The sequence below is a fragment of the Natrinema pallidum genome, from assembly GCF_005890195.1.
In the GTDB taxonomy this organism is placed as follows: domain Archaea; phylum Halobacteriota; class Halobacteria; order Halobacteriales; family Natrialbaceae; genus Natrinema; species Natrinema pallidum.
The window spans coordinates 3285367-3308904 of record NZ_CP040637.1; the positions used below are offsets into that span (position 1 = coordinate 3285367).

The following is a 23538-nucleotide window of genomic DNA, read 5'->3' on the forward strand; positions in this document are numbered from 1 at the left end:
CCGCTGGCTATCTACTGCGGCTCCGGCCGGTCGCCCGCTCGCCCCTCCGACGACTCTGCCGTGCTGTCGACCGCGCCCGAATCGACCGCGTACTCGTCGTCCACAGGTGACTCGCGCTCGGTTTCCCCCGCGTCGGTCGCGACGGCACCGGTCGGCTCGGTGGTGACCTCGAACGCCGACAGCGCGTCGGACAGTTCTCGTGCCCGATCGGACAGCGACGTGGCGGTGTGAGAGACCGCGACGAGCGAGGAGGTCTGTTCCTCCGCGGCCGCCGCGACCGTCTCCGCCTCCGCGCTGGTCTCCTCGCTGATCGCCGTCACGTCGTCGGTCATCGAGACGAGTTCCTGTGTCGCGCCGGCCTGTTGCTGGGTCGCCGCCGAAATCTCCTGAACGCCGTCGTTCGTCTCCTCGGCATACGCCGAAATCTCCTCGAGCGCCCCGACCGATGACGCGACCGCCGCCCGATGATCGGCGATCCGCTCGTTCGTCTCGCGGACCACGGTCGCCACCTGCGCTGTCTGATCGCTGACCCGCTCAAGGCGCTGCTCGATGTCTTCGGCCGCCGTCTGGGTGTCCGCTGCGAGGGACTTGACCTGATCGGCGACCGCGGTGAACTCCGCGTCCGTCGAACGCGAGCGTGCGGCCTCGATGCTCGCGTTGAGCGCGAGCATGTTCGTCTCGTTGGTGACGTCGCCGATGAACTCGAGCAGGTCGTCGATCGCTTCGATCTCCGCCTCGAGCTGGGTGACTTCCGCGACCGCGTCGTCGGCCTCCCGTTCGATGGCGTTCATCCCCTCGATCGCACGCCGGGCGGACTCGCGGGCGTCCGCGCTCGCGGTTGCGGTCTGCTCCGCGAGGGTCGCGACCTGCGACGAGGTCGCGGCGATCTCCGCCGTTGTCATCGAGAGGTCGTCGATCTCGTCGCTGATCGCGGCGAGTTGGTCGCTCTGTTGCTCGGCCCCGTCGGCGATCTGTTGAACGGATGCCGTCACCTGCTCGGATGCGGATCGGACTTCCACGACGCCGTCCGCCGTCGATTCGGCCGCGTCGTCGACCGCATCGGCGAACGACCGCGTCGCGGCCACCGTCTCCTCGATGTCGTCCACCATCGCGTTGAACGCCGCCGCGACCGTTTGCATGGCCTCGCTGTCGGTGTCCGCCTCGAGTCGCCGAGTCAGGTCGCCGTCCGCGCAGGCCCGCATCGTCTCGCCGTACTCGTCGGCCGTCCGCTCGAGTTGCCGCGAGAATCGCTCGGACTCGGCGCGAGCCTGCTCGGCCTCGGCGCGTGCGGTTTCGGCCTCCTCGAGACGCTGGCGCAGGGAGCGCCGCATCCGGTCGATCGACCGGTGGAGATCGCCGAGTTCGTCGTGCCGGCTCGACTCGACCGGCTCGTCGAGTTCGCCGTCCTCGATCGCCGCCGCGCGGTCGGACAGGGCCCGCAACTCCCCGGCGGTGTTCCGGCCGACGGTCAGGCCGAGGACGACCATCCCCCCGAAAGTGACGGCGAGCATCGCGAGAATCCAGTTCGAGATCGTCGACTGGAGGGAGTACGCCTGTGATGCGGGGACCCGGGTCGTCAGCGTCCAGCCCTTGTCCCCGACCGCCGCGTAGCCGACGACGGTCTCGTCGCCTCCCTCCTCGGGCGATATCGTCCCCGTTTCGTTCCCGACGACCGCCGACTCCATCACATCGTCCTCGAGGAGCAGCGACCGATCCTCGGCGAGGACGACCGTTCCGTTCCCGTCAGCGACGATCACCTCGTCGGTTTCGTCGGCGCCGATCATGTACCGGGACAGCGACTCGAGGTCGACAACCCCGACGACGCGAGCCGACTCGCCGGGGACCCGGCTGACGGCGAGCATCGCTGGGCGGCCGTCGGCGGTTTCGAACGCCTCCGAAAAGACGACCTGTGACCCGTCCTCGCTCGCGGTCGAGAGTCGGTCGGCGACCGCGTCGCTCAGCCGGCCGTCATCGGTCAGGACCGTGTTCGTGCCGGCGTTAGCCTGCACCTCGCCCGTCTCGGTATCGACGTAATACGCGCCGTCGAACGCGGAGCGATCGGTCATTCGGTGTAACGCGTCCGTAATCGCGACCCGATCGTCGTTGCGAAAGGCGACCGAACGGGGCAGCGATCCGAGATACCGTTCGGTCGACCGAAACCAGATCTCGAGGCGGTCGGCGTCCCGTTGTGCGTCGGTGACGAGTTGCGATTCGACATCCGACTGAAGTTCCGCGCCGGTCCGTGCGTAGATACTCCCGCCGAACAGCCCCACGATGAGGACGATGACGACGAGCGCGGCGAGAAATCGCAACGCGTAGCTGCGACGAACGACCGGAATACCCTCCCATGGATTCGGATCCATCGAGTGGGACACTCGACGGGACCTGTATGTAAGTCGCTAAGAGTGTTATATACGCCTATAAATCACATGGGCTCGACCAGGGGGCGGTCCGCCGCGACCGACGAGACGGCCGCGAGCGGTCGAGACGAATCGCCCCAGTCCGAACCGCTGAAATACCGCCCCATCATAGAGGTGGTCGTGTCGAAGCAGGTCCAGCAGGTCGAAACGATCTTTTGTCACGAGACGGGCGACGACTATCTCGTCGTCGTCGAACGTGACGGCAAACGGCTGTTCCGCGCGAAACTCGGACTTTCGGAGACCTCCGCCGGCCCCCGGCCCGCGAAGTTCCGGCTCAAGGAGGGCTCGAGCGAAGAGCCCCGCCAACCCGACGAGTTCGTCGAACTCGCCCGCCGAGCCAAGCGGCTGCGCATCTCCGAACAGACCTCCGCCGACGGTCGTCGCGACCTCCGAGAGATGTTCGCGGGCTACCAACTCGAGGACAAACTCAAGACCGTCCGGACCTGTCGGTACTGTGCCGGCGCGGGCCGATACTCCCCGATCACGACCGATACCGCGGTCAAGGACGACAACGACTGGATCTGCCGGGACTGCGCTCGCCAGGAACTCGAGCGCCAGCTCTCCTTTTCGGGCGGCGGAGCGGTATCGGGCGCCGCCAAGGACCGCTTAGAGGACCTCATGATGGAGGTCCAGGACCTCGAGCGGATCGTCAATCTGCTCAAGGGCCAGCTCGATCCGGACCTGACGAAGTTCGATACCATCTCGGCGACGACCGACGAGGTCGATCCCGTTCGGACGGACTCGCTGAACCTCCACCCCGGCCTGCAGGACCTGCTCGAGGACCGGTTCGATACCCTGCTGCCGGTCCAGAGCCTCTCGGTCGAGCACGGCCTGTTCGACGGCGACGACCAGCTCGTGGTGTCGGCGACGGCGACCGGGAAGACGCTCGTCGGCGAACTGGCGGGGATCAACCGCGTGTTGAACGACAAGGGGACGATGCTCTTTCTCGTCCCCCTGGTCGCGCTGGCCAACCAGAAGTACGAGGACTTTCAGGACGAGTACGGCCACCTCGTCGACGTCTCGATTCGCGTGGGCGCGAGCCGCGTCGCCGACGAGGGCGAACGGTTCGACCCCAACGCCGATGTCATCGTCGGCACCTACGAAGGGATCGACCACGCCCTGCGGACGGGCAAGAACATGGGCGACATCGGAACCGTCGTCATCGACGAGGTCCACACCCTCAAGGAAGAGGATCGGGGCCACCGGCTCGACGGCCTCATCTCCCGGTTGAAGTACACCTGCGAACAGCGCGCCAAACGACGGGACGACTATGGCGGCGCACAGTGGGTCTACCTCTCGGCGACCGTCGGCAACCCCGAACAGCTCACCGAAGCGCTCGAGGCGACGCTCATCGAGTTCGAAGAACGGCCGGTGCCGATCGAGCGCCACGTCACCTTCGCCGACGGGCAGGAGAAGGTCCGCGTCGAGAACAAACTCGTCAGACGCGAGTTCGACAGCGAATCCTCCAAGGGGTATCGCGGGCAGACGATCGTTTTCACGAACTCCCGTCGGCGCTGTCACGAGATTTCACGGAAACTCGACTACTCGGCCGCGCCGTACCACGCCGGACTCGATTACAAACGCCGGAAGGAAGTCGAACGTAAATTCGGCGACCAGGAACTCTCCGCAGTCGTCACGACCGCCGCGCTCGCGGCCGGGGTCGACTTCCCCGCCTCGCAGGTCATCTTCGACTCGCTGGCCATGGGCATCGAGTGGCTCTCCGTCCAGGAGTTCCACCAGATGCTCGGCCGCGCAGGGCGGCCCGACTACCACGACAAGGGCAAAGTGTACGTCCTCGTCGAACCCGAGACGGTCTATCACAACTCGATGGAGATGACCGAGGACGAAGTCGCGTTCAAACTGCTCAAAGGGGAGATGGAGTCGGTCATGACCCACTACGACGAGGCCGCCGCCGTCGAGGAGACGCTGGCGAACATCACCGTCGGCGGGAAAGCCGCAAAGGCGCTCAACGACCGCATGCTCGGGGAGATCCCAACCAAACATGCCGTCGGGAAACTCCTCGAGTACGATTTCATCGACGGCTTCGAACCCACACCGCTGGGACGGGTCGTCACCGAACACTTCTTGGAGCCCGGTCAGGCGTTCATGCTCATCGACGGCATCCGAAAGGACGCCCATCCTTACGAGCTCGTCGCGGACCTTGAGCTACGCGAGACCGAACTGTAGCGGTCCGGGGTCCGATCCGGGCCGGCCGCGATCCGTCGGCCGCAGCCTCCGCTGGTTTCACGGCTCCGCCGCCGGCCGGAACGCTCGGAACGGACGGCACCGATCGACGGCCGGCGACGGGGAGCCTACACTGTCATCGTGGCGCGAGTACGCCACCCGTGGGCGAAGCGGCGGCGAACGTCCCGCTCGATCACCCGAAGCGCGAGGAGCCAGACACCCGGCCGCGGCGGTCATCACAGTATCCTCGCCGTCGAACCGGCCCGACCGGCGACGATCTGAGTCGGGACCGAACCGGAGCGGGGGACCGACGCAACTGATGCGGAGATCGTACACACTTCGGACAGTAGTGAGCCAGCCTCGAGCGCCTCTCAAAGCACGAAGGCAACCTCGAGCAGCGAGCAGCCGATGACGAGTATCGAACCCGGAACACCACCGATCGCGACGATCGCGATGACGACCGGCGTCACTGCGATCGCGAGACCGAAGGCGGCCTGTGCGACGTACAATACCACGAGTCCAACCACCGCATTGACGATGAACGGACTAACCGCACGGACGAATCGCGCTGCAGCCAGGACGGCGACGAGCACGAGACTCAAAAGCAGTATCTCGAGGCCGGTCATACCGGCGCTACCACGGTCGCAGTGAAAACCGTTCGGTCCGTTCCTATCAGCTATCAGTCAGCGACGGGATTCGACCGATCCCGACGACGACTCCACGGCCAGGTACCGTCGCGGGATAACGAAACCCTTTATGATGTGCGACCGGTATGGAGTGATACGGGATCGTGGGTTAGCTTGGTATACTTCGGGCCTTGGGTGCCCGTGACCCCGGTTCAAATCCGGGCGATCCCATACTACTGCTGCGAGCAAGTTCGCGAGCAACTGAAATCCGATAGTGTCCGGACTTGCGGGAGACCGTGGTTCCGTGCACACCGCAGGTTCTCGAGCGGCAGTCAAATCGGGACGACTCGATCACGACCCTGCCTATTACGAGAGGGTCTCCCTGTCCACGTTCATATCAGATCCGTCACATCATCAAAGACATTTGGAGACGTTTCTTCGTGGCGGTAAAGAATCCCCAGCGACGGCACTGCGGTCCGTCCTACTTCCACTTTCTTTTAGGCCGGTGCCGATGACGAGAGTCGTGGATATAGTGTCCTGACCACCGATCCCCTCCGTCTTGCTACGCGTCGTGCCGAAAGGCGGACGTTCCCCGGCTATTGGCGGTCGCAATCGGAAGGATCAAATCGATTGAATATACAATCAGAACCACATGAAAGCTAAGCGACGGACTATTGTCAAAAGCATGGGGACACTTCCAATAGCTGCACTTGCCGGGTGTCTCGGTGGCGGACTGGAGGTCGAAAGCGTGACTTCACGGGATACCGTGGCTGGAAACGTGATCGTGACCGCCCGGGTGACGAACGACAGTAGTTCCCCGGAATCGGGAACGCTCCTTGCAGAAGTCGATGTCCAGAACGGAGAAATGTATACCCACCGGAAGGACATTACCGTCGACGGTGATGGGTCGGAGACGTTCGAAATCAAGTTCGATATCCCGATGGGCGACTCCCTGTCGGGCTTTCAGTACGACTACGATGCGAAAATAGAATAACGACCCGAAGCCGGTTCGATCGCTCGTCGAACCTGAAGCCGAACTGGCACCTTTTCCCTTCCTTTCTCGACCGGAAACCGATGATCGGCTGTTTCCGGGTCGGAAGCCGCTATCATTCCGTCCGTTCCGTGGCTTCGTTCCCGCACAGCGAGCGGGACGAACAGCCAGCGAGACGTCGGAAGCCCAGCCCTTTATTTCACTCGAGAGACGGTCCCGGCGGTTCCTGGGACTGCCCTCACTACACGACCGGTCAGTGGCCAGCCGCAGCGGATTACTCGATTCGAGTGAAGGTTCCGTCACCGCAGACGCAGTCTACGCTCGTACCGAGCGGCCGAACGGAGCCGTCCCGTTCGATTTCGGCCACGAGGATCGCATCGCAGTTCTCGCATCGGACCGCGGCCCGTGTCCGTTCGGAGTGGATCAACATGGATCTCAATGACGAGTCTACGTGGCTATCACTGTCATTCCAAAATGTGAATGGCGGTCGGTACGGACTGAGCCGCCGAATCGGTCCGTCCCAGCGCCGTCCCCCCTCATGCAGCGCCGACGCGTCACGGAGGTATTTTGGCCGATCGAAGCGCTCGGCGTCGCCCACGGTCTCGTCGACGGGCGCCAACGGTGAGGGTGAGTCACGGACGCGCCAGCGCAGCCGTCTCGAGTTGCTGTGCGAACGGGACACGAGATCAGTTCCGCCCCGGTATACGACCATTTATACCGGATGGCAGCCCTAGGGAGGTGCAATGGCGCAAGCGGGAAATTCCGAACTCGTCGACTCTTTCGAGCAGTTCTTCCGCAACTATTACGACAACGAGATCAAGCAGCTTGCGCAGCAGTATCCCAACGAACAGCGCTCGCTCCACGTCGATTGGCAGGACCTCTATCGGTTCGATCCCGACCTCGCGGACGACTTCATCAATCAGCCCGAACAGCTCCAGCGCTACGCCGAAGAGGCGCTGCGGCTCTACGACCTCCCGATCGACGTCAGCCTCGGCCAAGCACACGTCCGGGTCCGGAACCTCCCCGAGACGGAGTCACCCGAGATCCGGGAGATCCGCGCCCGGGATATGAACTCCCTCGTTCAGGTCCACGGCATCGTCAGGAAAGCGACCGACGTCCGTCCGAAAATAGAGGAAGCTGCCTTCGAGTGCCAGCTCTGTGGCACCCTCACGCGGGTCCCCCAGTCCAGCGGCGACTTTCAGGAACCCCACGAGTGTCAGGGCTGCGAACGGCAGGGCCCCTTCCGCGTCAATTTCGACCAGTCCGAGTTCGTCGACTCACAGAAGCTCCGGGTCCAGGAGAGTCCCGAAGGACTGCGGGGCGGGGAAACCCCACAGGCCCTCGACATCAACATCGAAGACGACATCACCGGCGAGGTCACGCCCGGCGACCACGTCTCCGCGACCGGCGTCCTCCGCCTCGAGCAACAGGGCGACCAACAGGAGAAGTCGCCCGTCTTCGACTTCTACATGGAGGGCATGTCCGTCGAGATCGACGAAGAGCAGTTCGAGGACATGGACATCACCGGCGAGGACAAAGCGGAGATCGTCCGGCTCTCGAGTTCCGAAGACATCTACGAGAAGATGGTCGCCTCCATCGCCCCCTCGATCTACGGCTACGATCAGGAGAAGCTCTCGATGATCCTCCAGCTGTTTTCCGGTGTCACGAAGCAGTTGCCCGACGGCTCGCGGATCCGGGGCGACCTGCATATGCTCCTGATCGGGGACCCCGGGACGGGGAAGTGCGTCCGCGGCGATACGAAGGTCACGCTCGCGGACGGCCGTGACGTGCCTATCCGCGACCTTGTCGAATCGAACCTCGACAATCCGAAACCGATCGATGACGGCTGGTACGACGAGATCGATATCGACGTACCCTCCTTACAGGAAAACGGGGAGATCGATCCACAGCGTGCGACAAAGGTGTGGAAACGAGAGGCTCCCGACCGGATGTATCGACTCCGGACTGCAGGCGGGCGGGAACTTGAGGTGACACCGTCGCATCCCCTGTTCGTCCAACAGGACGGACGATTCACGCCGATCGTTGCTGATGAACTCAACGAGGGACAGTTTATCGCAACCCCGCGAAGTGTCGAGACGAACAGCGACGATACCCTTGAAGTTGATTTCCGACGATCCAAGTCCCGAAATGCGGTGCAGCTCGATTTGCCCGAGAAATGGACTCCATCACTGGCACGTCTAATCGGATACATCGTTGCAGAAGGATACGTCGAGCAGCGAGACGATCAGACAGGCTTCGTTTCGATTACGAACGACGATAGAGAAGTGTTAGATGACGCAGCGAATGCACTAGCGGACTTGGGGCTGAATGTTACTGAACGGGACCCGCATGAGTCCAAGGACGCACGCGAACTGCTCTGTTCAGCGGGCGAATTCGTAAGCTTCCTCGACACATTAGCAGAACAGCTTCTACAGTCCTCGGACAATCAATGCGTTCCCGATCCGATTTTCCGGACCACCGAGTCGATCAGATCCGAATTCCTCAAAGCGTTCCTCGAAGGAGAAGGGCACGTCTCGGAATCTCAACGAGAGATAACTGCTGCCTCGACGAGTCGTGAACTCCTCGAAAACGTGAGGACGCTGCTTCTCTCACTGGGGATTCGTTCACAGCTTCACGACCGACAGAACGGGAGTTACCGGCTCAGAATAAGCGGCGATGAATTCGAGAAATACGTTTCCAATATCGGGTTCGTAACCCAGCGGAAACAGCGGATCGCGCGACAGTACGCTGACACGGACGGGAACACCAATCTCGACATCATCCCGAATCTCGGAACGGAGCTTCGACGAATTCGTGAAGCGCTCTCGCTCACACAGGCCGAATGTGGGCTCCCCCGGTCGACGTACCAGCATTACGAACGGGGATCACGAAATCCGAGCCGAGACAGTCTCCGCCGGGTCGTTTCGGCTTTCGAAGATGCGTTACCGAAAAGTGAACATCCGAACGAGGGCGCAGTTCTGACTGACGGAGGAACGGTAGCAAAGGACGTCACTGCTCTCAAGCAGTTCACCGAAGGAGATATCTGCTGGGAACGGATCGAGTCCATCGACGAAGTCGATCCCGATTACGACTGGGTATACGACCTCGAGGTCGACGGGACCCACAACTACATCTCGAACGGCGTCGTTTCGCACAACTCTCAGATGCTGGCATACATCGAGAACATCGCGCCGCGGGCCGTCTACACCTCCGGGAAAGGGTCGTCCTCGGCGGGTCTCACCGCCGCCGCCGTTCGCGACGACTTCGGCGACGGCCAGCAGTGGAGCCTCGAGGCCGGTGCGCTCGTCCTCGCCGATCAGGGGATCGCGGCGATCGACGAACTCGATAAAATGAGAAGCGAGGATCGGAGTGCCATGCACGAGGCCCTCGAGCAACAGAAGATTTCGGTCTCGAAGGCGGGGATCAACGCTACGCTCAAGTCCCGCTGTTCGCTGCTGGGCGCGGCAAACCCGAAGTACGGCCGCTTCGACCAGTACGAACCGATCAGCGAGCAGATCGACCTCGAGCCGGCGTTGATCTCGCGGTTCGACCTGATCTTTACCGTGACGGATACGCCCGACGAGGAGAAAGACCGCAACCTCGCGGAACACATCATCACGACCAACTACGCCGGCGAGTTGACGACCCAACGCGAGGAGATGAACCAACTCGAGGTCAGTCAGGGCGAGATCGACGAGATGACCGAGCAGGTCGATCCGGAGATCGACGCGGAACTCCTGCGCAAGTACATCGCGTACGCGAAACAGAACTGCCACCCGCGGATGACCGAGGAAGCCCGCAACGCGATCCGCGATTTCTACGTCGATCTCCGGTCGAAGGGGACCGACGAGGACGCGGCGGTCCCCGTCACGGCCCGCAAACTCGAGGCGCTGGTGCGGTTGTCGGAGGCCAGCGCCCGCGTTCGACTGTCGGATACGGTTGAGCAAAGCGACGCCGAACGGGTCATCGAAATCGTTCGCTCGTGTCTACAGGACGTGGGGGTCGACCCCGAGACCGGCGAGTTCGACGCGGACATCGTCGAGGCGGGGACCTCGAAGTCCCAGCGCGACCGGATCAAGAACCTCAAACAGCTCATCAGCGACATCGAAGAGGAGTACGACGACGGCGCACCGGTCGATATCGTCATGGAACGGGCCGACGAGATCGGGATGGACCAGTCCAAGGCCGAACACGAGATCGACAAACTCAAACAGAAAGGCGAGGTCTACGAGCCGAGTACGGACACGCTCCGGACGACGTAGCTACCGACCGTCCGCACAGACGCAGTCCAGACTCCGTCGCTTTCCGGCCGTGAGCGATCGGCGGCGGGTATCGGGATCGGAGCGACTAACGGATGTCCGTCGGGCCACGGGTCGAGAGCGACCCGTCCGTCCCGGTCAGAGACGGCTCGAGGCAGCGTAGTCAGAGTTCGTTGATGTTCGTCACGGTCGACCGAATCGTTACCGCTGCGACGTCGGCGACCTCCGCCGCGGCGGTCTGGGTGAGTGATGGCCACTCATCCCGTTCGCCGGCGGCCTTGTAGAGACAACCCGCGGCGACCCCGCTGGGATTGCGGCCGCCGATCAACCCCGCCTCGAGCAGGGCGTCGACGTGTTCGCGGGCGCGGCGCTCGACGGCCGAGCCGAGGTCGAGTTTCGAGGCGTACCGCGGCAGGTACTGCGTGGGATCGATCGGACCCGTCGGCAGCCCGAGTTCGCGGTTCAGCGCATCGTAGGCGACCTCGAGTTCGTCGCCGTCGGCGCGAGCCACGTCGGCGATTTCGTCGATGGTCCGTGGGACCGAACGCGTCCGACAGATCGCGTAGATCGCGGCGGCAGCAAAGCCCTCGAGCGACCGGCCCTGAAAGAGCCCGTCGGACTGAGCGGACTCGAAGAGGACACAGGCCTGTTCTCTCGTGGAGTCGGGCAGGGAGAGCAACGCGGTGATCCGCCTGATTTCGGCGAACCCGTAGACCTGATTTCGCTCCGCTTTCGAAGAGATCCGTGCACGATTGTGCTCGCGGCGGAGCCGGGCGATCTGTCGGCGTTTGCGACCGGTGAGCCGAGAACGGTACCCCGAATCCGAGCCGGACCCGTACCCGATCTCCGTCGAGAGACCCCGGTCGTGTCTCGAGCGAGTGAGCGGCGCGCCGGTTCGACGCCGATCGGTGTCGTCGTCCTCGAACGACCGCCATTCGGGTCCGCGGTCGATCGCGTCTTCCGCGGAGACCAACCCGCACTGTTCACAGACGATTTCAGTACCCTCCCTCCGTAATCTGCCGTCACACTCGGGGCAGATCGCAGCCGAATCGGAATCTGCCATTGGTTATTACCTTCTACATTCGGTTCTCCTGGCTTCATATTTAAAGTATTGGAATAGATAAATGATTCGTGGAGAGCCGGCGAGCGCAGGCCGAACGGGGGCGGTTATCGGTTGATAAGTCGTGAGAGCAGGGTCTGTGAGTTCGACGACGACCGCGACGACTCCGCCCGCTCGGCCAACAGGCGTTCGTACTGATCGATCACGGCCTGTCGGCGGCTTTCGCTCGTTTCCAACGCGTCCTCGAGCGCGGCGATCCGAGCGTGGAGTCGGGTCCGTTCGATCTCGTAGGACAGCGGTCGTTCACGACGGCCCGAATCGAGGGGGGCGTGACGCGACGGGTCATCATCGACGCGGTTCGACTCGAGGGTCGAACGCGAGCGATCGATTCGAGTCCGTTGATCGGCGGGGATGGGAAAACCGGAGCCTCGTCGTTCGGCGGACATGGGACGCGTTCGGTTTCGGTCCCGACCCGGAAAAAGCTCAGTCAGTCGGGTGTCAGACGCGTCCGACGCGGGTCGTGCGTCCGACCGACGTTACTCCGCGAGTTGCTCGAGCACGCCGTCGGTATCGGCCGGGACGGGTTCGGGCTCGCGACCGGCGGCGGCCGCGGCGTCGGGGTCCTTGAGCAGGTGGCCGGTCGTGAGACAGGCGACGCGTTCGTCGTCGTCGACGACGCCCTCGGCTCGGAGCTTTCGGAGGCCGGCGACGGAGGCGGCGGAGGCGGGCTCGACGCCGATCCCTTCCCCGGCGATGTCGCGCTGGGCCGCGGTGATCTCCGCGTCGGAGACCGCGACGGCGGTGCCGCCGGTCTCGCGAATCCCGGGCAGTGCCTTCGGCGCGTTGACCGGGTTGCCGATCCGGATCGCGGTCGCGCGAGTCTCGACGTCCTCCCAGCGGCGGACCTCGTCGGCCCCGTTCTCGATCGCCTCGACCATCGGGGCCGCGCCCTCGGCCTGGACGCCGGTCAGTTTCGGCACGTCGGCCTCGTCGAGTGCGCCGGCCTGGACGAGTTCGCGGAAGGCCTTGTACAGCGCCGACGTGTTGCCCGCGTTGCCGACGGGTAACACGATTCGATCCGGAACGGTGTCGTAGTCCGCGAGGAACCCCTCGAGAATTTCGAGGCCGATCGTCTTCTGGCCCTCGAGCCGGAACGGGTTCAGCGAGTTCAGCAGGTAGGCCTCGCCCTGGCCCGCGAGGTCCTGAACGATGTCGAGACAGGTATCGAAGTTGCCGTCGACCTCGAGAATGCGCGCACCGTGGAGACTCGCCTGGGCGATCTTCCCGGCGGCGACCTTGCCGGCGGGGAGGAGCACGAGCGTCTGCATCCCGCCTCGGGAGCCGTACGCGGCGAGGGCTGCACTGGTGTTCCCCGTCGATGCGCACGCGAGCCGACCGACGCCGAGTTCCTTCGCGACCCGCACGCCGACGGTCATGCCGCGATCCTTGAACGAGCCCGTCGGGTTCATCCCCTCGTGTTTGATCCGCAGGGCTTCGATGCCGATCTCGTCTTCGAGACGGGGGACCTCGTACAGCGGCGTCGCGCCCTCCTGAATCGAGACGCCGGCCTCGAAGGGTAAGGCGTCGGCGTAGCGCCAGACGCCGCGTCCATCGAAGTCGTCGAAGGTCGGAAGATCGGCGTATCGGACCTCGAGCAGTCCGTCACACTCGTCGCAGGTGTATCGAACGTCGTCGAACGGAGCGAACGTCTCGCCGCACTCGATACACTCGAGCCAGACGCCGTCGTCGGCGTCGTCGGGTCGTTCCGGCCGCTCGGCCGAGAGATTGAGACTCATTGTCGGGCAGAGGGAGGCGACGTGCAAAAAGCAAGTGGATTCGGCAGTACACCCGGTCACCGGACGGCAGTCCCACGTGTCGTCGACTTCCGCGCCGGCCACATAGTCGCCATCGAATCGTGGTCCGGCCGCCGTTCGACAAGCAGCGGCGTGTTCGTCGCCGGCCCCGACCACGACTGACGCACGAGCGGCGATCGGAGTCGCCGCATGCCGTTCCCATCATATGGAAACGTTACTAGAGGTATATTCGAATATCGTACCACGCACCACGTATGGCCACCGAACGCAGTCAACACGTCGATCGATCGCTCGTCGTCTACTCGTACTGGCCGTACGCGATCCTCCTCGGCGGGATTGTGGGGGCCATCAGACCGATGTTGACCATACTCGGTGACGTAGGGCCGACCGCGGGCGTCCTCACGACGCTGCCCGAGTTTCAGCTATGGTGGGTGATCCATATCGGCTACAGCGCCGTCTTCGGTTCCGGGTACGGCCTCATCGCGTACCACCGGCGGCTCCGCCCGCTCTCGGAATCGGTTCCGATGGGTGCCGTCCTCGGTCTCGGCTACGGAGCCGCCCTGTGGCTCGGCAACGTTGTCATCGGGTGGAACCTCGTCCTTACCACGTACGTCTTCACGCGAGTTGATCCGATCGATCCCCTCGCGGCCGGACCGATCATCGATCACGTCGTCTACGGCATCGCGCTCGGTGTCGTGTACGCCGCCGTCGTCCCGCGACTCTCCACGTATCGCAGGTAGAATCGCCCCGCAGCGTGGCCCGCTCCCGTCGGGACGGCGGACTCACTCGAGCAACCAACGCAGCAACGCCTTCTGGGCGTGGAGCCGATTCTCGGCCTGATCGAAGACGATCGAACGGTCGCCTTCGATGACCGCATCGGTGATCTCCTCGCCGCGATGGGCCGGCAGACAGTGCATCACCGACGCCTCGGGGGCGTGCTCGAGCAGGTCCGAACACACCTGGAAGCCCTCGAAGTCGTTCATACGGACATCGCGTTCGTCCTCCTGCCCCATGCTGATCCAGACGTCCGTGTAGATGATATCGGCGTCGCCGACCGCCTCGACGGGATCGGTTGTGACCGTCGGATCGCCACCCAGGGTCCGCGCGCGCTCGAGGACATCGTCGTCGATCCCATAGCCCGCGGGCGTCGCGACCGTCAGGTCGATATCGGTCAGCGCCGCGCCGAGCGTAAACGACTGAGCGACGTTGTTACCGTCCCCGATCCAGACCGCCGAGACGTCCTCGAGTCCACCCATGTGTTCGCGAATCGTCAGCAGATCAGCGAGCGTCTGACAGGGATGGGCGTCGTCGGTGAGGCCGTTGACGATGGGCACCGAGGAGTACTCCGCGAGCACCTCGGCGTTCTCGTGTTTGAACACGCGGGCCATCACCGCGTCAACGTACCGCGAGAGGGTCCGTGCGGTGTCTTTCAGCGGCTCGCCGCGGCCGAGTTGGATGTCGTCTTCCCCGAGGAAGACGGCGTGGCCGCCGAGTTGGGTCATCCCCGTCTCGAAGGAGACGCGGGTCCGCGTGCTCGGTTTTTGGAAGATCATCCCGAGGGTCTGCCCGTCGAGGTCGGCGTGATCCGCACCCGCCCGCTGGGCGCGCTTGTACTCGCCGGCCTGCTCGAGGATCGTCAGGAGTTCGTCGCGCGAAACGTCGTCGATGTCGAGGAAGTGTGTCGGATCGGAATCGGTCGTCATGGTTGATCACCGCGTGTCTGTGGTTGCGCTGCTGTCGGTGTCTTCGTCGCCGTCATTCGTCGCCCTCGCGAAGCGTCGTCGCGACCCGCTCGAGGACCGCGACCGCCTGATCGAACGCCGGCAGCGAGAGCCGTTCGTCGGGCGCGTGGTCGAGTTCGGAGTTGCCGGGGCCGTAGGTCACCATGGGGCAGTCCCAGGCGTCGGCGTAGAGGTTCATGTCGCTGGTCCCGGTCTTGCGGAGCAAGCGTGGCTCGCCGTCCTCCGCGCGGATGGCCGCTCGAAAGGCGCGAGCGACTTCGGTACGGGGACTCTCCATCACCGGCGGGATCGGCTCGTCCCAGGAGACGGTCCCGATCTCGAGTTCCGCTTCGGCCGTCTCGCGGACCGTCTCGACGTCCATCGACGGGGGGACCCGCAACTGGGCCTCGAGGGTCGCTTCGACGGAGAGGCCGTCCTCGGTGATCCCGCCGTCGATGGCGACGGGTTTGGCGGTTACGCGCTCGAAGACGGGCGCGGACTCGTCCTGTTCGAACGCGGCTTCGACGCCCGTCCACCAGTCCGTCGCGTGCTGGATGGCGTTGGGTTCGGGCCGGGAGGTGTGACCCGATTCGCTGGTCGCGACGTACGTCCCGTTGAGGAAGCCACGGTAGCCGAGCGTGATCCCCGTCGCACCGCTCGGTTCGCCGTTGACGACGGCATCGGGTTCGGCCTCCCGATCGGCCACGAGGTGGCGGGCACCCAGGGAACTCGTCTCCTCCTGGACGACGCCGACGAAGGAGACGCCGGTCCGGACGGCCGCGACGGCCATCGCGGCCAGCGGCCCCGTCGCGTCGACGCTGCCCCTCCCCCAGAGGAGGTCCTCGCCCGCGTTGGCGACCGCGGCGTCCTCGTCCGCGGCGTCAGCAGTGTCGACGCGGACCGGAATCTCGCCGGGGACAGTATCGACGTGTGAGGTCAGGAGGACGGCGTCGTCCGCCGGGGCGCGAACGTTGCCGACCGCGTCGATCCGGGCCTCGCGGCCGTAGGCGTCGAAGAACTCGACGAGGCGCTCGGCGGCGGCCTCCTCCTCGCCGGACGGCGACGGCGTGGCGACGAGATCGATCAGGAGGTCGCGGGCCGCCTCGAGCGGGACGTCGGCGGTGTCTTCCATGGTCGCACTCATGATTGGGAGTCGGTCTCGGGTTCGATGGTCGCCATCAGCGCGTCCACAAGCTGCTCCGCTTCGGCCTCATCGATCACGAGCGGCGGCAGCAGACGTAGCACGGTCCGGCCAGCAGGCAACGCGAGGACCTGCTGGGTCATCGCCAGGTCACGAGCGACCCGGTTCGCCCCGCGTTTCAACTCGATGCCAACGAGGAGGCCGCGGCCGCGGACCTCGCGGACCGCATCGCCCAGCGCCGCCTCGAGTTCGGTCACGAGGAAGTCGCCGAGGTCGGCGGCATGAGCGGGCCACTCCTCCTCGACCAGCGTCGAGACGGTCGCGTGGACCGCCGCGGCGACGACGGGGCCGCCGCTGAACGTGGCGTTGTGGGAAGCCGCACCGTCGGCGATCCAGTCCTGGACCGCGACCGCGCCGACGGGCAGGCCGTTACCCAGGCCCTTCGCCGTCGTGAGGACGTCGGGCGTGACGCCCGCGTTCTGGCAGGCCCACATCCGGCCGGTACGGCCCATTCCGGTCTGGACCTCGTCCAGAACGAGCGCCGCGCCCGCCGCGTCGGTGACCTCGCGGGCCGTCTCGAGGTACCCCGCCGACGGGACGTTGATCCCGCCCTCGCCCTGGATCGGCTCGAGGATGACGGCTGCCGTCTCGTCGTCGACGGCAGCGGCGAGTTCCTCGCCGTCGCCGTAAGGGACGAATTCCACGTCGCCGGCCAGGGGCTCGTAGGGCTTCTTGTACTTGTCCTTCCAGGTGGCCGCGAGCGACCCCATCGTCCGCCCGTGGAACGAGCGGGTCGCGGCGACGATCTTCGACTCGCCGGTCGCCGACCGTGCGAACTTCAAGGCGGCCTCGTTGGCCTCGGTCCCGGAATTGCAGAACCAGGCCGACTCGAGGCCGTCCGGTGCGGCCGCGACGAGCGCAGCGTAGGCGTCCTCGCGCGACTGGACGGGATACGAGGAGTCGACGAACGTCAGGTCACCGACCTGCTCCCGTACCGCGTCGACGACCGCCGGATGAGAGTGACCCAGCGGGGTACAGGCGTAGCTCGCACCGGCGTCCAGATACTCCGTGCCGTCGTCGGTGTAGAGGTACGGCCCCTCACCGCGTTCGATACCGATCGGTTTGCTTCCGGAGATGAAATCGAGGTCGCTCATTCGTCGGCCTCCGTGTCAGCGTCGTGTTCGTCCGCGAGCGCGCCGGGCTCGAGGGTCGTCCCCGCACCGGCCAGCGCGCTCGTGATCGGTTCGTCCGCGTTGGCCGTCGCGACGGTGACCGACGCGGCCCCGCCCTCGAGGGCCTCCTCGGCGGCCATAACCTTCTTCGTCATGAACCCCTCGGCGGCGTCTTTGACCGACTCGAACTCCTCGGGGGTCGACGCCGAGTCGATCGTCGTCGACTCGTCGTCGGGGTCCTCGTAGATCCCCGAGACGTCCGTCAGCACGACGAGGGCGGCCTCGAGCGCGCCCGCGATGGCGGCAGCGGCGCGGTCGGCGTCGGCGTTGACCGCGGTGTAGCCGCCCGACTTCTCCTTGCCAAGCATGGGGACGGAGACGACTGGCGTGTAGCCGCCCGCGAGGATCGTCTCGAGCAGGTCGACGTTGACCGACTCGATTTTCCCCGAGTGGTCGCCGCGCTTGATCTTTTTCTTGCCGTCCTCTTTGACGCGGACGGCGGACTTCCGGTTGCCCTCGAGGAGTTTGCCGTCGGTGCCGGCGAGGCCGACGGCGTCGACGCCCTCGTTGTGCAGGCTCTCCACGAGGTCCGTGTTGAGCTTGCCGGGCATGACCATCTTGAAGACGTCCATCGTCTCCTCGTCGGTGAAGCGCCCGACGACGCCGCCGGGCGTTTCGACGTACGTCGGCTCTTTGCCGAGGTCCTCCAAGGTCTCGTCGACGGCGGTCGAGCCGCCGTGGGTCAGGACGACATCCTCGCCATCGTCGACGAGCGAGGCGACATCCGCGAGCGCGCCCTCGGGATCGACGGCGCGTGCGCCGCCGATCTTGACAACGGTCGTCATCTCAGGGAGCCCCCACGGGATGCAGTCCCGTAAACTCGAGTCCGGCGGTCTCCTCGAGCCCCAGCGCGACGTTGGCGGCGTGGACCGCCTGCCCCGCGGAGCCTTTCATCATGTTGTCGATGGCCGAGAGGACGACGATGCGCTCGTTCGACGGGTCGAGTTCGAAGCCGACCTCGGCGAGGTTGGTGCCGGCGACCGCCTTTGGCTCCGGATACCGATACACACCGGAGCCGCCGGCGGCCATGCGAACGAACGGCTCGTCCTCGTAGCAACCCCGATAGGCCTGCCAGAGGTCGCCCTTCGAGACCGGGCTCGAGGGGAAGACGTGGTTCGTCGCGCTCGCGCCGCGAACCATATCCACGGCGTGGCAGGTGAACGCGACCGACGTACCGAGGAACTGTTCGATTTCGGCCTCGTGGCGGTGGCCCGTCGGCGCGTACGGACGCACGACCCCCGAGCGTTCGGGGTGGCTCGAGGCCTCGCCGCCGCCGGCTCCCCCCTCGGAGGAGCCGACCTTGACGTCGACGACGACCTGCTCGCCGCCTTCCAGGATATCGTGCTCGAACAGCGGGTAGAGCCCGAGGATCGTCGCGGTGGCGTTACAGCCGCCTCCGGCGATGAGTTCGGCACCTGCGAGGTTTTCGCGGTTGATCTCGGGAAGGGCGTATTCCGCCTGCTCGAGGTATTCGGGTGCCTCGTGGCCGTCGTACCACTCGTCGTACTGGGCCTCGCTCTCGAGGCGGAAGTCCGCCGAGAGGTCGACCACGGTATCCGCGACCTCGAAGAAGTCGTCGATCCGGCCCATGGAGACGCCGTGTGGCGTCGCCGCGAACAGAACGTCGACGCTCTCCAAATCCGCGGGTTCGGTAAAGCGCAGGTCCGATCCGCGCAGCGGCGGGTGGACGGAGCCGACGCTCTTGCCGGCCTTCGACCGGCTCGTGACCTCGGTAATCTCGACGTTGGGATGCCCGGCGAGCAGTCGCAGCAACTCGCCGCCGGTGAAGCCGCTCCCGCCGATGACGCTCGCGGTGACCGTCTCGGCGTTTGCGTCCGCGCCGGTCTCGGTGCCGACCGCCATCAGGCGGTCACCTCGAGCTCGTCGGCGGCCGCTTGCGCTTTCCCCTCGAGCCAGTCGACGACGGTGGCTGCGATGTCCGTCTCGACGGCGTCGTCGAGGGCCTTGAACTCGACGGTGTGGTTGACCTCGTGGACCGTATACGAATCGCCGGTTTCCATCAGGTCAATGCCCAACAGGCCGCCGCCGACGGCATCGCTGGCCTTCCGGACGAGCGCCAGGGCCTCGTCGTCGAGGTCGAAAGCGTCCGTCTCCGCACCCTTCGCGGCGTTGGTGATCCAGTGGTCCGACGAACGGACCATCGCCGCGATGGGCTCGCCGTCGGTCGCGAGCACGCGGATGTCACGCCCGGGCTTCTCGACGAACTCCTGGACGTAGAACACCTTGTGCTCGTAGTGACCCAGCGTCGCCTTGTGCTCGAGGATAGCCTCCGCGGCCGACTCGGAGTCGATCTTGGCCATCAGGCGGCCCCACGACCCCACGACGGGTTTGAGCACGCATGGATACCCGAACTCCTCGATGGCGTCCATCGCGGTCTCTTTGGTGAACGCGACCTTCGTCGCGGGCGTGGGTACGCCCGCCTTCTCGAGGGCGAGGCTGTTCTGTACCTTGTCCGCGCAGATGGCTGCGGTCTCGTGGCTGTTGACCACGGGGATGCCGTAGGCCTCGAAGAACTGCGTGGCGTACAGGCTCCGGCTCGTGGCGAGACAGCGATCGACGACGATGTCGAGGCCGTCGAACGCCGCGGGAGCCGCCGCGATGTCGAAGGTCTGTTTGCGGACGTCGATCTTCGTGACCTCGTGGTCACGCTCGCGAAGCTCGGTGAGGAGGAGCTTTTCGTCCTTGCGGATCCGTGAGTAGAGGAGTCCTACTTGCAAGGTCACTCACCCCAGTCCTCTTCGAGCTCGGGGGCTCGCTCGAGGACTGGCGGCTCCGTGTCGACGACTTCCAGCTCGGCTCCACAGGTCGTACAGTCGATGATCTCACCCACTTCCAGATCGTCGTGCAGGGATACTTCGGCCCCACACTCGACGCAGTCGGTCATTGTACTCCCATGTGTGTACCGGGATACCTTAAATCCTTCGAACATACCAATAAAATTATAATAGCTGCACTCCCCTCTAACGGGGCATCATACCCAAATGGCGGCAATTTTTGTTCAGCATATCAGTTATTCGGTGTTTTGTCCCCTCGCGGGGATCGCCGCCGACCCGGCCGAACGGCGGCGTGTGGCGTCGCTCGTGGTCTCGTTCCGGATGGGCGACAGCCGGCCTCAGACATAGCCGTTCACCTCCGACCGGAGCGCCTCGCGTGCCGTTTCGAGCCCGTCGGTCGCGGCCGCATGCGACTCCTCGTCGGCCGCAAGCGACTCGCGAGCCGACTCGATCTGGGGAGCGACCGCGTCGGGCGCGGGGCCACCCTGTGAGTCGCGGCTCGCGACGCTTTCGGCCGGCTCGAGCGCCTTTTCGACGGCCGCGGGTTCGACGTGGGCCGCGAGCGATTCGCCGAGTACGTCCTGAGCTGCGGTCTCGAGCGCGTCGTAGTCGGCACCGTTGTCGGCCGCGAGGGCCACGAGTTCGTGCGCCGTCCGGAACGGTACCCCGTTGGCCGCCAACAGATCCGCGACGCCGGTCGCCGTGGAGAAACCGTCGCCGGCCGCCGCGGCGAGGGCCGCCTCGTTCCAGTCGGCCGTCGCCACCGCGCCCGCCGCGACCTCGCTGGCCTCGGTGACCGCGTCGACGGTCTTCCAGGCGTGGGTCGTCGCCCGCTGGAGGTCGCGGTTGTACGCGCGGGGCAGCCCCTTCAGCGTCGTCGTCAGCCCCTGGACGCCGCCGGCCGCGTCGCCCGCGACCGCGCGGACCAGTTCCAGCGTATCCGGGTTCTTCTTCTGGGGCATGATCGACGACGTCGAGGAGTAGTCGTCGGCCAGATCGACGAAGCCGCGGTTCGCGAAGATGATCACGTCCTCCGCCAGCCCCGACAGCGTCGTCGCATGGGTCGACAGCGCCTGGGTCGTCTCGAGCAGGAAATCCCGACTCGAGGCGGCGTCCATCGAATTTACCACCAGCCCGTCGAACCCCAGCAGGTCGGCGACGCGCTCGCGATCGATGTCGAAGGTCGTGCCCGCGAACGCCGCGCCACCCAGCGGCGACTGGTTGATCCGGCCGTAGACCTCGAGCAAGCGTTCGGTGTCGCGGCGAACCGCGCCCTCGTAGGCCAGCGCCCAGTGTGCCACGGTGGTCGGCTGGGCGGGCTGGAGGTGCGTGTAGCCGGGCATGATCGTCTCAGTGTGCGCTTCGGCGACATCGACGAGCGACTCGCGCAGCGCGAGCGTCGTCTCGATCGCCTCGAGAACGTCCTCGCGCAGGCGATAGCGGATGCAGGCCGCGACCTCGTCGTTGCGCGATCGTGCGGTGTGCATCTTCCCGCCGTCCGCGCCACTGCGCTGGATGACGGCGGTCTCGATGGCCTCGTGGACGTCCTCGCCGTCGGGCACGGAGCCGTGGCCGTCGACTTCGATCGCGTCGAGAGCGGTCAGGATCTGGCCGGCCACGTCGTCGTCGATGATGCCCTGTTCGGCGAGCATGACCGTGTGTGCGCGGTCGACCTCGAGGTCGGCCTCGAAGATGCGTTCGTCCGCCGCGAGCGAGGAGAGGAAGCTCCGGGCGGGGCCACCGCTGAAGCGGTCCCGGCGGACGACACCGTCGGATCGGAGATCCGACGAAGATCGCGATCCGGTGGATCGCTCACCGCCCTCGTCGCCGCCGTCAGAGCGAGACGCCGACGAGGTGTGCGGTTCGTCGGACTGTCCCCCGCCATCGGCTGTGAACTCACCGCCGTCGTGAGCGCTCTCCTCGGTCATGATTACTGGTCGTCTCCCGTCCCGCTCCCGTCGGTCGCGAGTTCGACTGCCTCGGCGTCGGCGTTGGCCGCGATCGCCTCGTTCGCGAGGCGGCGCTGGAAGCCGTGGTACTTCGCGACGCCGGTGGCGTCTTCCTGTTTGATCTTCCCGACGGTCTCGGTGTCGAAGGAGGCGTGTTCGGCCGAGTAGGCCGCGAACTTGCTGTCGCGAGCGACCGGGCGGGCCTGGCCGCCCTCGAAGCGGATCGTGACCGTGCCGGTCACGCGCTGTTGGGTCTCGTCGATGAAGCTCTCGAGCGCGCTCACGAGCGGGGCATCGATCAGCCCCTCGTAGCCCTTCTGGGACCACTGCTGGTCGATCTGGGTCTTGAACTGGCGCTCCTCCTGCGTGAGAACGAGCCCCTCGAGGGCCTCGTGGGCCGAAAGGAGGGTCGTCGCGCCGGGGTGCTCGTAGTTCTCGCGGACCTTCAGCCCGAGCATGCGGTCTTCCATCATGTCAGTGCGGCCGACGCCGTAGCTGCCGGCGAGTTCGTTGAGGTGTTCGATGAGTGCGACCGGCTCGTACTCCTGGCCGTCGACGGCGACTGGGTAGCCGTTCTCGAAGGAAATCTCTATCTCCTCGGTCTCGTCGGAGGGGTCTTCGGTCCACGCGTAGATCTCCGTCGAGGGAACGTAGTTCGGGTCCTCGAGGTCGTCGCCCTCGACCGAGCGGCTCCAGATGTTGGTGTCGATCGACCAGTCGCCGCCGCTGCCGCCCTCGACGGGGAGGTCCTTCTCGGCGGCGTACTCTTTCTCCCACTCGCGGGTGAGGCCGAGTTCGCGCACGGGGGCGATGACCTCGAGGTCGGAGCTACGCCAGACGGCCTCGAAGCGCAGTTGGTCGTTGCCTTTGCCCGTACAGCCGTGGGCAATGCCAGTACAGTCCTGTTCCTCCGCGACCTCCAGGATCGCGTCCGCGATCACGGGACGGGCAAGCGCCGTTCCCAGCGGGTAGCCCTGATAGGTCGCGTTCGCGCGAACGCTCTCGAGACAGAGTTGAGCGAATTCCGCTCGCGCGTCGACGACGTAGTGGTCGAGGCCGAGCGCCTCGGCGGTTTCTTCGGCTTCGTCGAACTCTTCGGCCGGTTGGCCGACGTCGACGGTAACGCCGATCACGTCGTCGTATCCGTATTCTTCCTCGAGCAGCGGGACACAGACCGTCGTGTCCAGACCGCCCGAAAACGCAAGTGCCACGCAGGTCATATCGTACTCGAGTAAATCCGCAGGATAGACTTAAATTCATTGGTTTCTATTTCGTAAATTAAAGGTAGAGATGCTGCTAACCCAAAATACTGCAGTTTCGGGAAATGCGAAACAGACCGGAACAGG

18 protein-coding genes and 1 tRNA gene are annotated in these 23538 nt (G+C 65.2%); 5 read left to right on the forward strand and 14 right to left on the reverse strand.

What is annotated here, in order from left to right; all coding sequences use genetic code 11:
• Positions 1–11: 11 nt before the first annotated feature.
• Entirely contained in the window at positions 12–2363 is a 2352-nt protein-coding gene (locus FGF80_RS16355; RefSeq protein ID WP_138655179.1) for a methyl-accepting chemotaxis protein, read from the reverse strand.
• Between the two features lie 177 nt (positions 2364–2540).
• On the opposite strand from FGF80_RS16355, the gene FGF80_RS16360 reads away from it, so the two are divergent.
• A complete protein-coding gene (locus FGF80_RS16360) occupies positions 2541–4607 on the forward strand; it encodes a DEAD/DEAH box helicase (protein WP_138655554.1) in 2067 nt (688 codons plus the stop codon).
• Between the two features lie 368 nt (positions 4608–4975).
• Here the strand turns inward: FGF80_RS16360 and FGF80_RS16365 are convergent, their stop codons facing one another.
• The gene (locus FGF80_RS16365; RefSeq protein ID WP_006184035.1) at positions 4976–5230 is read right to left on the reverse strand and encodes a pro-sigmaK processing inhibitor BofA family protein; all 255 of its coding nucleotides are present in this window, start codon (positions 5228–5230) and stop codon (positions 4976–4978) included.
• Between the two features lie 158 nt (positions 5231–5388).
• On the opposite strand from FGF80_RS16365, the gene FGF80_RS16370 reads away from it, so the two are divergent.
• The 3 genes from FGF80_RS16370 to FGF80_RS16380 all read left to right on the forward strand — a co-directional run bounded on the left by FGF80_RS16370 (position 5389) and on the right by FGF80_RS16380 (position 10483).
• Positions 5389–5461 (forward strand) — tRNA-Pro (locus FGF80_RS16370).
• A gap of 421 nt (positions 5462–5882) precedes the next feature.
• Entirely contained in the window at positions 5883–6224 is a 342-nt protein-coding gene (locus FGF80_RS16375; RefSeq protein WP_138655181.1) for a hypothetical protein, read from the forward strand.
• Between the two features lie 740 nt (positions 6225–6964).
• The gene (locus tag FGF80_RS16380; protein WP_138655183.1) at positions 6965–10483 is read left to right on the forward strand and encodes an LAGLIDADG family homing endonuclease; all 3519 of its coding nucleotides are present in this window, start codon (positions 6965–6967) and stop codon (positions 10481–10483) included.
• 160 nt (positions 10484–10643) lie between these two features.
• Here FGF80_RS16380 and FGF80_RS16385 read toward each other — a convergent pair whose 3' ends face one another.
• The 3 genes from FGF80_RS16385 to thrC all read right to left on the reverse strand — a co-directional run bounded on the left by FGF80_RS16385 (position 10644) and on the right by thrC (position 13336).
• Complete coding sequence (locus FGF80_RS16385; RefSeq protein WP_049907801.1) at positions 10644–11543, reverse strand: transcription initiation factor IIB; 900 nt, start codon at positions 11541–11543, stop codon at positions 10644–10646.
• A gap of 104 nt (positions 11544–11647) precedes the next feature.
• A complete protein-coding gene (locus tag FGF80_RS16390) occupies positions 11648–11986 on the reverse strand; it encodes a hypothetical protein (RefSeq protein ID WP_138655185.1) in 339 nt (112 codons plus the stop codon).
• 90 nt (positions 11987–12076) lie between these two features.
• On the reverse strand, positions 12077–13336 hold the full coding sequence (gene thrC / locus FGF80_RS16395) for a threonine synthase (protein ID WP_006184041.1): 1260 nt from the start codon (positions 13334–13336) through the stop codon (positions 12077–12079).
• A 272-nt stretch (positions 13337–13608) separates the two neighbouring features.
• Between thrC and FGF80_RS16400 the strand changes: the two genes are divergently transcribed.
• Positions 13609–14094 carry a hypothetical protein gene (locus FGF80_RS16400; protein WP_138655187.1) on the forward strand — a complete coding sequence of 162 codons (486 nt, stop codon included), beginning with the start codon at positions 13609–13611 and terminating at the stop codon, positions 14092–14094.
• 42 nt (positions 14095–14136) lie between these two features.
• Here FGF80_RS16400 and argF read toward each other — a convergent pair whose 3' ends face one another.
• The 9 genes from argF to FGF80_RS16445 form a co-directional block, all read right to left on the reverse strand.
• The gene (gene argF, locus FGF80_RS16405; protein WP_006184044.1) at positions 14137–15057 is read right to left on the reverse strand and encodes an ornithine carbamoyltransferase; all 921 of its coding nucleotides are present in this window, start codon (positions 15055–15057) and stop codon (positions 14137–14139) included.
• Positions 15058–15109: 52 nt separating this feature from the next.
• Positions 15110–16219, reverse strand: coding sequence for a [LysW]-lysine hydrolase (locus tag FGF80_RS16410; RefSeq protein WP_138655189.1), 1110 nt, complete (start codon positions 16217–16219; stop codon positions 15110–15112).
• Positions 16216–17370 (reverse strand): aspartate aminotransferase family protein, encoded by a 1155-nt coding sequence (locus FGF80_RS16415; protein ID WP_138655191.1) that lies wholly within the window; start codon positions 17368–17370, stop codon positions 16216–16218. The genes FGF80_RS16410 and FGF80_RS16415 overlap by 4 nt, the downstream gene beginning before the upstream one ends.
• Complete coding sequence (locus FGF80_RS16420; protein WP_138655193.1) at positions 17367–18233, reverse strand: acetylglutamate/acetylaminoadipate kinase; 867 nt, start codon at positions 18231–18233, stop codon at positions 17367–17369. Before FGF80_RS16420 ends, FGF80_RS16415 begins: the two co-directional genes overlap by 4 nt.
• Position 18234: 1 nt before the next feature.
• Complete coding sequence (gene argC / locus FGF80_RS16425) at positions 18235–19311, reverse strand: N-acetyl-gamma-glutamyl-phosphate reductase (RefSeq protein ID WP_138655195.1); 1077 nt, start codon at positions 19309–19311, stop codon at positions 18235–18237.
• A complete protein-coding gene (gene lysX / locus FGF80_RS16430; RefSeq protein WP_138655555.1) occupies positions 19311–20186 on the reverse strand; it encodes a lysine biosynthesis protein LysX in 876 nt (291 codons plus the stop codon). The genes argC and lysX overlap by 1 nt, the downstream gene beginning before the upstream one ends.
• Before the next feature lie 2 nt (positions 20187–20188).
• Positions 20189–20353, reverse strand: coding sequence for a lysine biosynthesis protein LysW (gene lysW / locus FGF80_RS16435; RefSeq protein WP_006184050.1), 165 nt, complete (start codon positions 20351–20353; stop codon positions 20189–20191).
• 228 nt (positions 20354–20581) lie between these two features.
• Entirely contained in the window at positions 20582–22171 is a 1590-nt protein-coding gene (gene argH / locus FGF80_RS16440; protein WP_138655197.1) for an argininosuccinate lyase, read from the reverse strand.
• A gap of 2 nt (positions 22172–22173) precedes the next feature.
• Entirely contained in the window at positions 22174–23412 is a 1239-nt protein-coding gene (locus FGF80_RS16445; protein WP_138655199.1) for an argininosuccinate synthase, read from the reverse strand.
• Positions 23413–23538 lie beyond the last annotated feature (126 nt).

Excerpts from the sequence above, each read along its gene's own strand:
- FGF80_RS16355 (WP_138655179.1), bottom strand. The coding sequence starts at position 2,363 with ATGGATCCGAATCCATGGGAGGGTATTCCGGTCGTTCGTCGCAGCTAC.
- FGF80_RS16365 (WP_006184035.1), bottom strand. The coding sequence starts at position 5,230 with ATGACCGGCCTCGAGATACTGCTTTTGAGTCTCGTGCTCGTCGCCGTC.
- FGF80_RS16375 (WP_138655181.1), top strand. The coding sequence starts at position 5,883 with ATGAAAGCTAAGCGACGGACTATTGTCAAAAGCATGGGGACACTTCCA.
- FGF80_RS16380 (WP_138655183.1), top strand. The coding sequence starts at position 6,965 with ATGGCGCAAGCGGGAAATTCCGAACTCGTCGACTCTTTCGAGCAGTTC.
- FGF80_RS16385 (WP_049907801.1), bottom strand. The coding sequence starts at position 11,543 with ATGGCAGATTCCGATTCGGCTGCGATCTGCCCCGAGTGTGACGGCAGA.
- FGF80_RS16390 (WP_138655185.1), bottom strand. The coding sequence starts at position 11,986 with ATGTCCGCCGAACGACGAGGCTCCGGTTTTCCCATCCCCGCCGATCAA.
- thrC (WP_006184041.1), bottom strand. The coding sequence starts at position 13,336 with ATGAGTCTCAATCTCTCGGCCGAGCGGCCGGAACGACCCGACGACGCC.
- FGF80_RS16400 (WP_138655187.1), top strand. The coding sequence starts at position 13,609 with ATGGCCACCGAACGCAGTCAACACGTCGATCGATCGCTCGTCGTCTAC.
- argF (WP_006184044.1), bottom strand. The coding sequence starts at position 15,057 with ATGACGACCGATTCCGATCCGACACACTTCCTCGACATCGACGACGTT.
- FGF80_RS16410 (WP_138655189.1), bottom strand. The coding sequence starts at position 16,219 with ATGAGTGCGACCATGGAAGACACCGCCGACGTCCCGCTCGAGGCGGCC.
- FGF80_RS16415 (WP_138655191.1), bottom strand. The coding sequence starts at position 17,370 with ATGAGCGACCTCGATTTCATCTCCGGAAGCAAACCGATCGGTATCGAA.
- FGF80_RS16420 (WP_138655193.1), bottom strand. The coding sequence starts at position 18,233 with ATGACGACCGTTGTCAAGATCGGCGGCGCACGCGCCGTCGATCCCGAG.
- argC (WP_138655195.1), bottom strand. The coding sequence starts at position 19,311 with ATGGCGGTCGGCACCGAGACCGGCGCGGACGCAAACGCCGAGACGGTC.
- lysW (WP_006184050.1), bottom strand. The coding sequence starts at position 20,353 with ATGACCGACTGCGTCGAGTGTGGGGCCGAAGTATCCCTGCACGACGAT.
- argH (WP_138655197.1), bottom strand. The coding sequence starts at position 22,171 with ATGACCGAGGAGAGCGCTCACGACGGCGGTGAGTTCACAGCCGATGGC.
- FGF80_RS16445 (WP_138655199.1), bottom strand. The coding sequence starts at position 23,412 with ATGACCTGCGTGGCACTTGCGTTTTCGGGCGGTCTGGACACGACGGTC.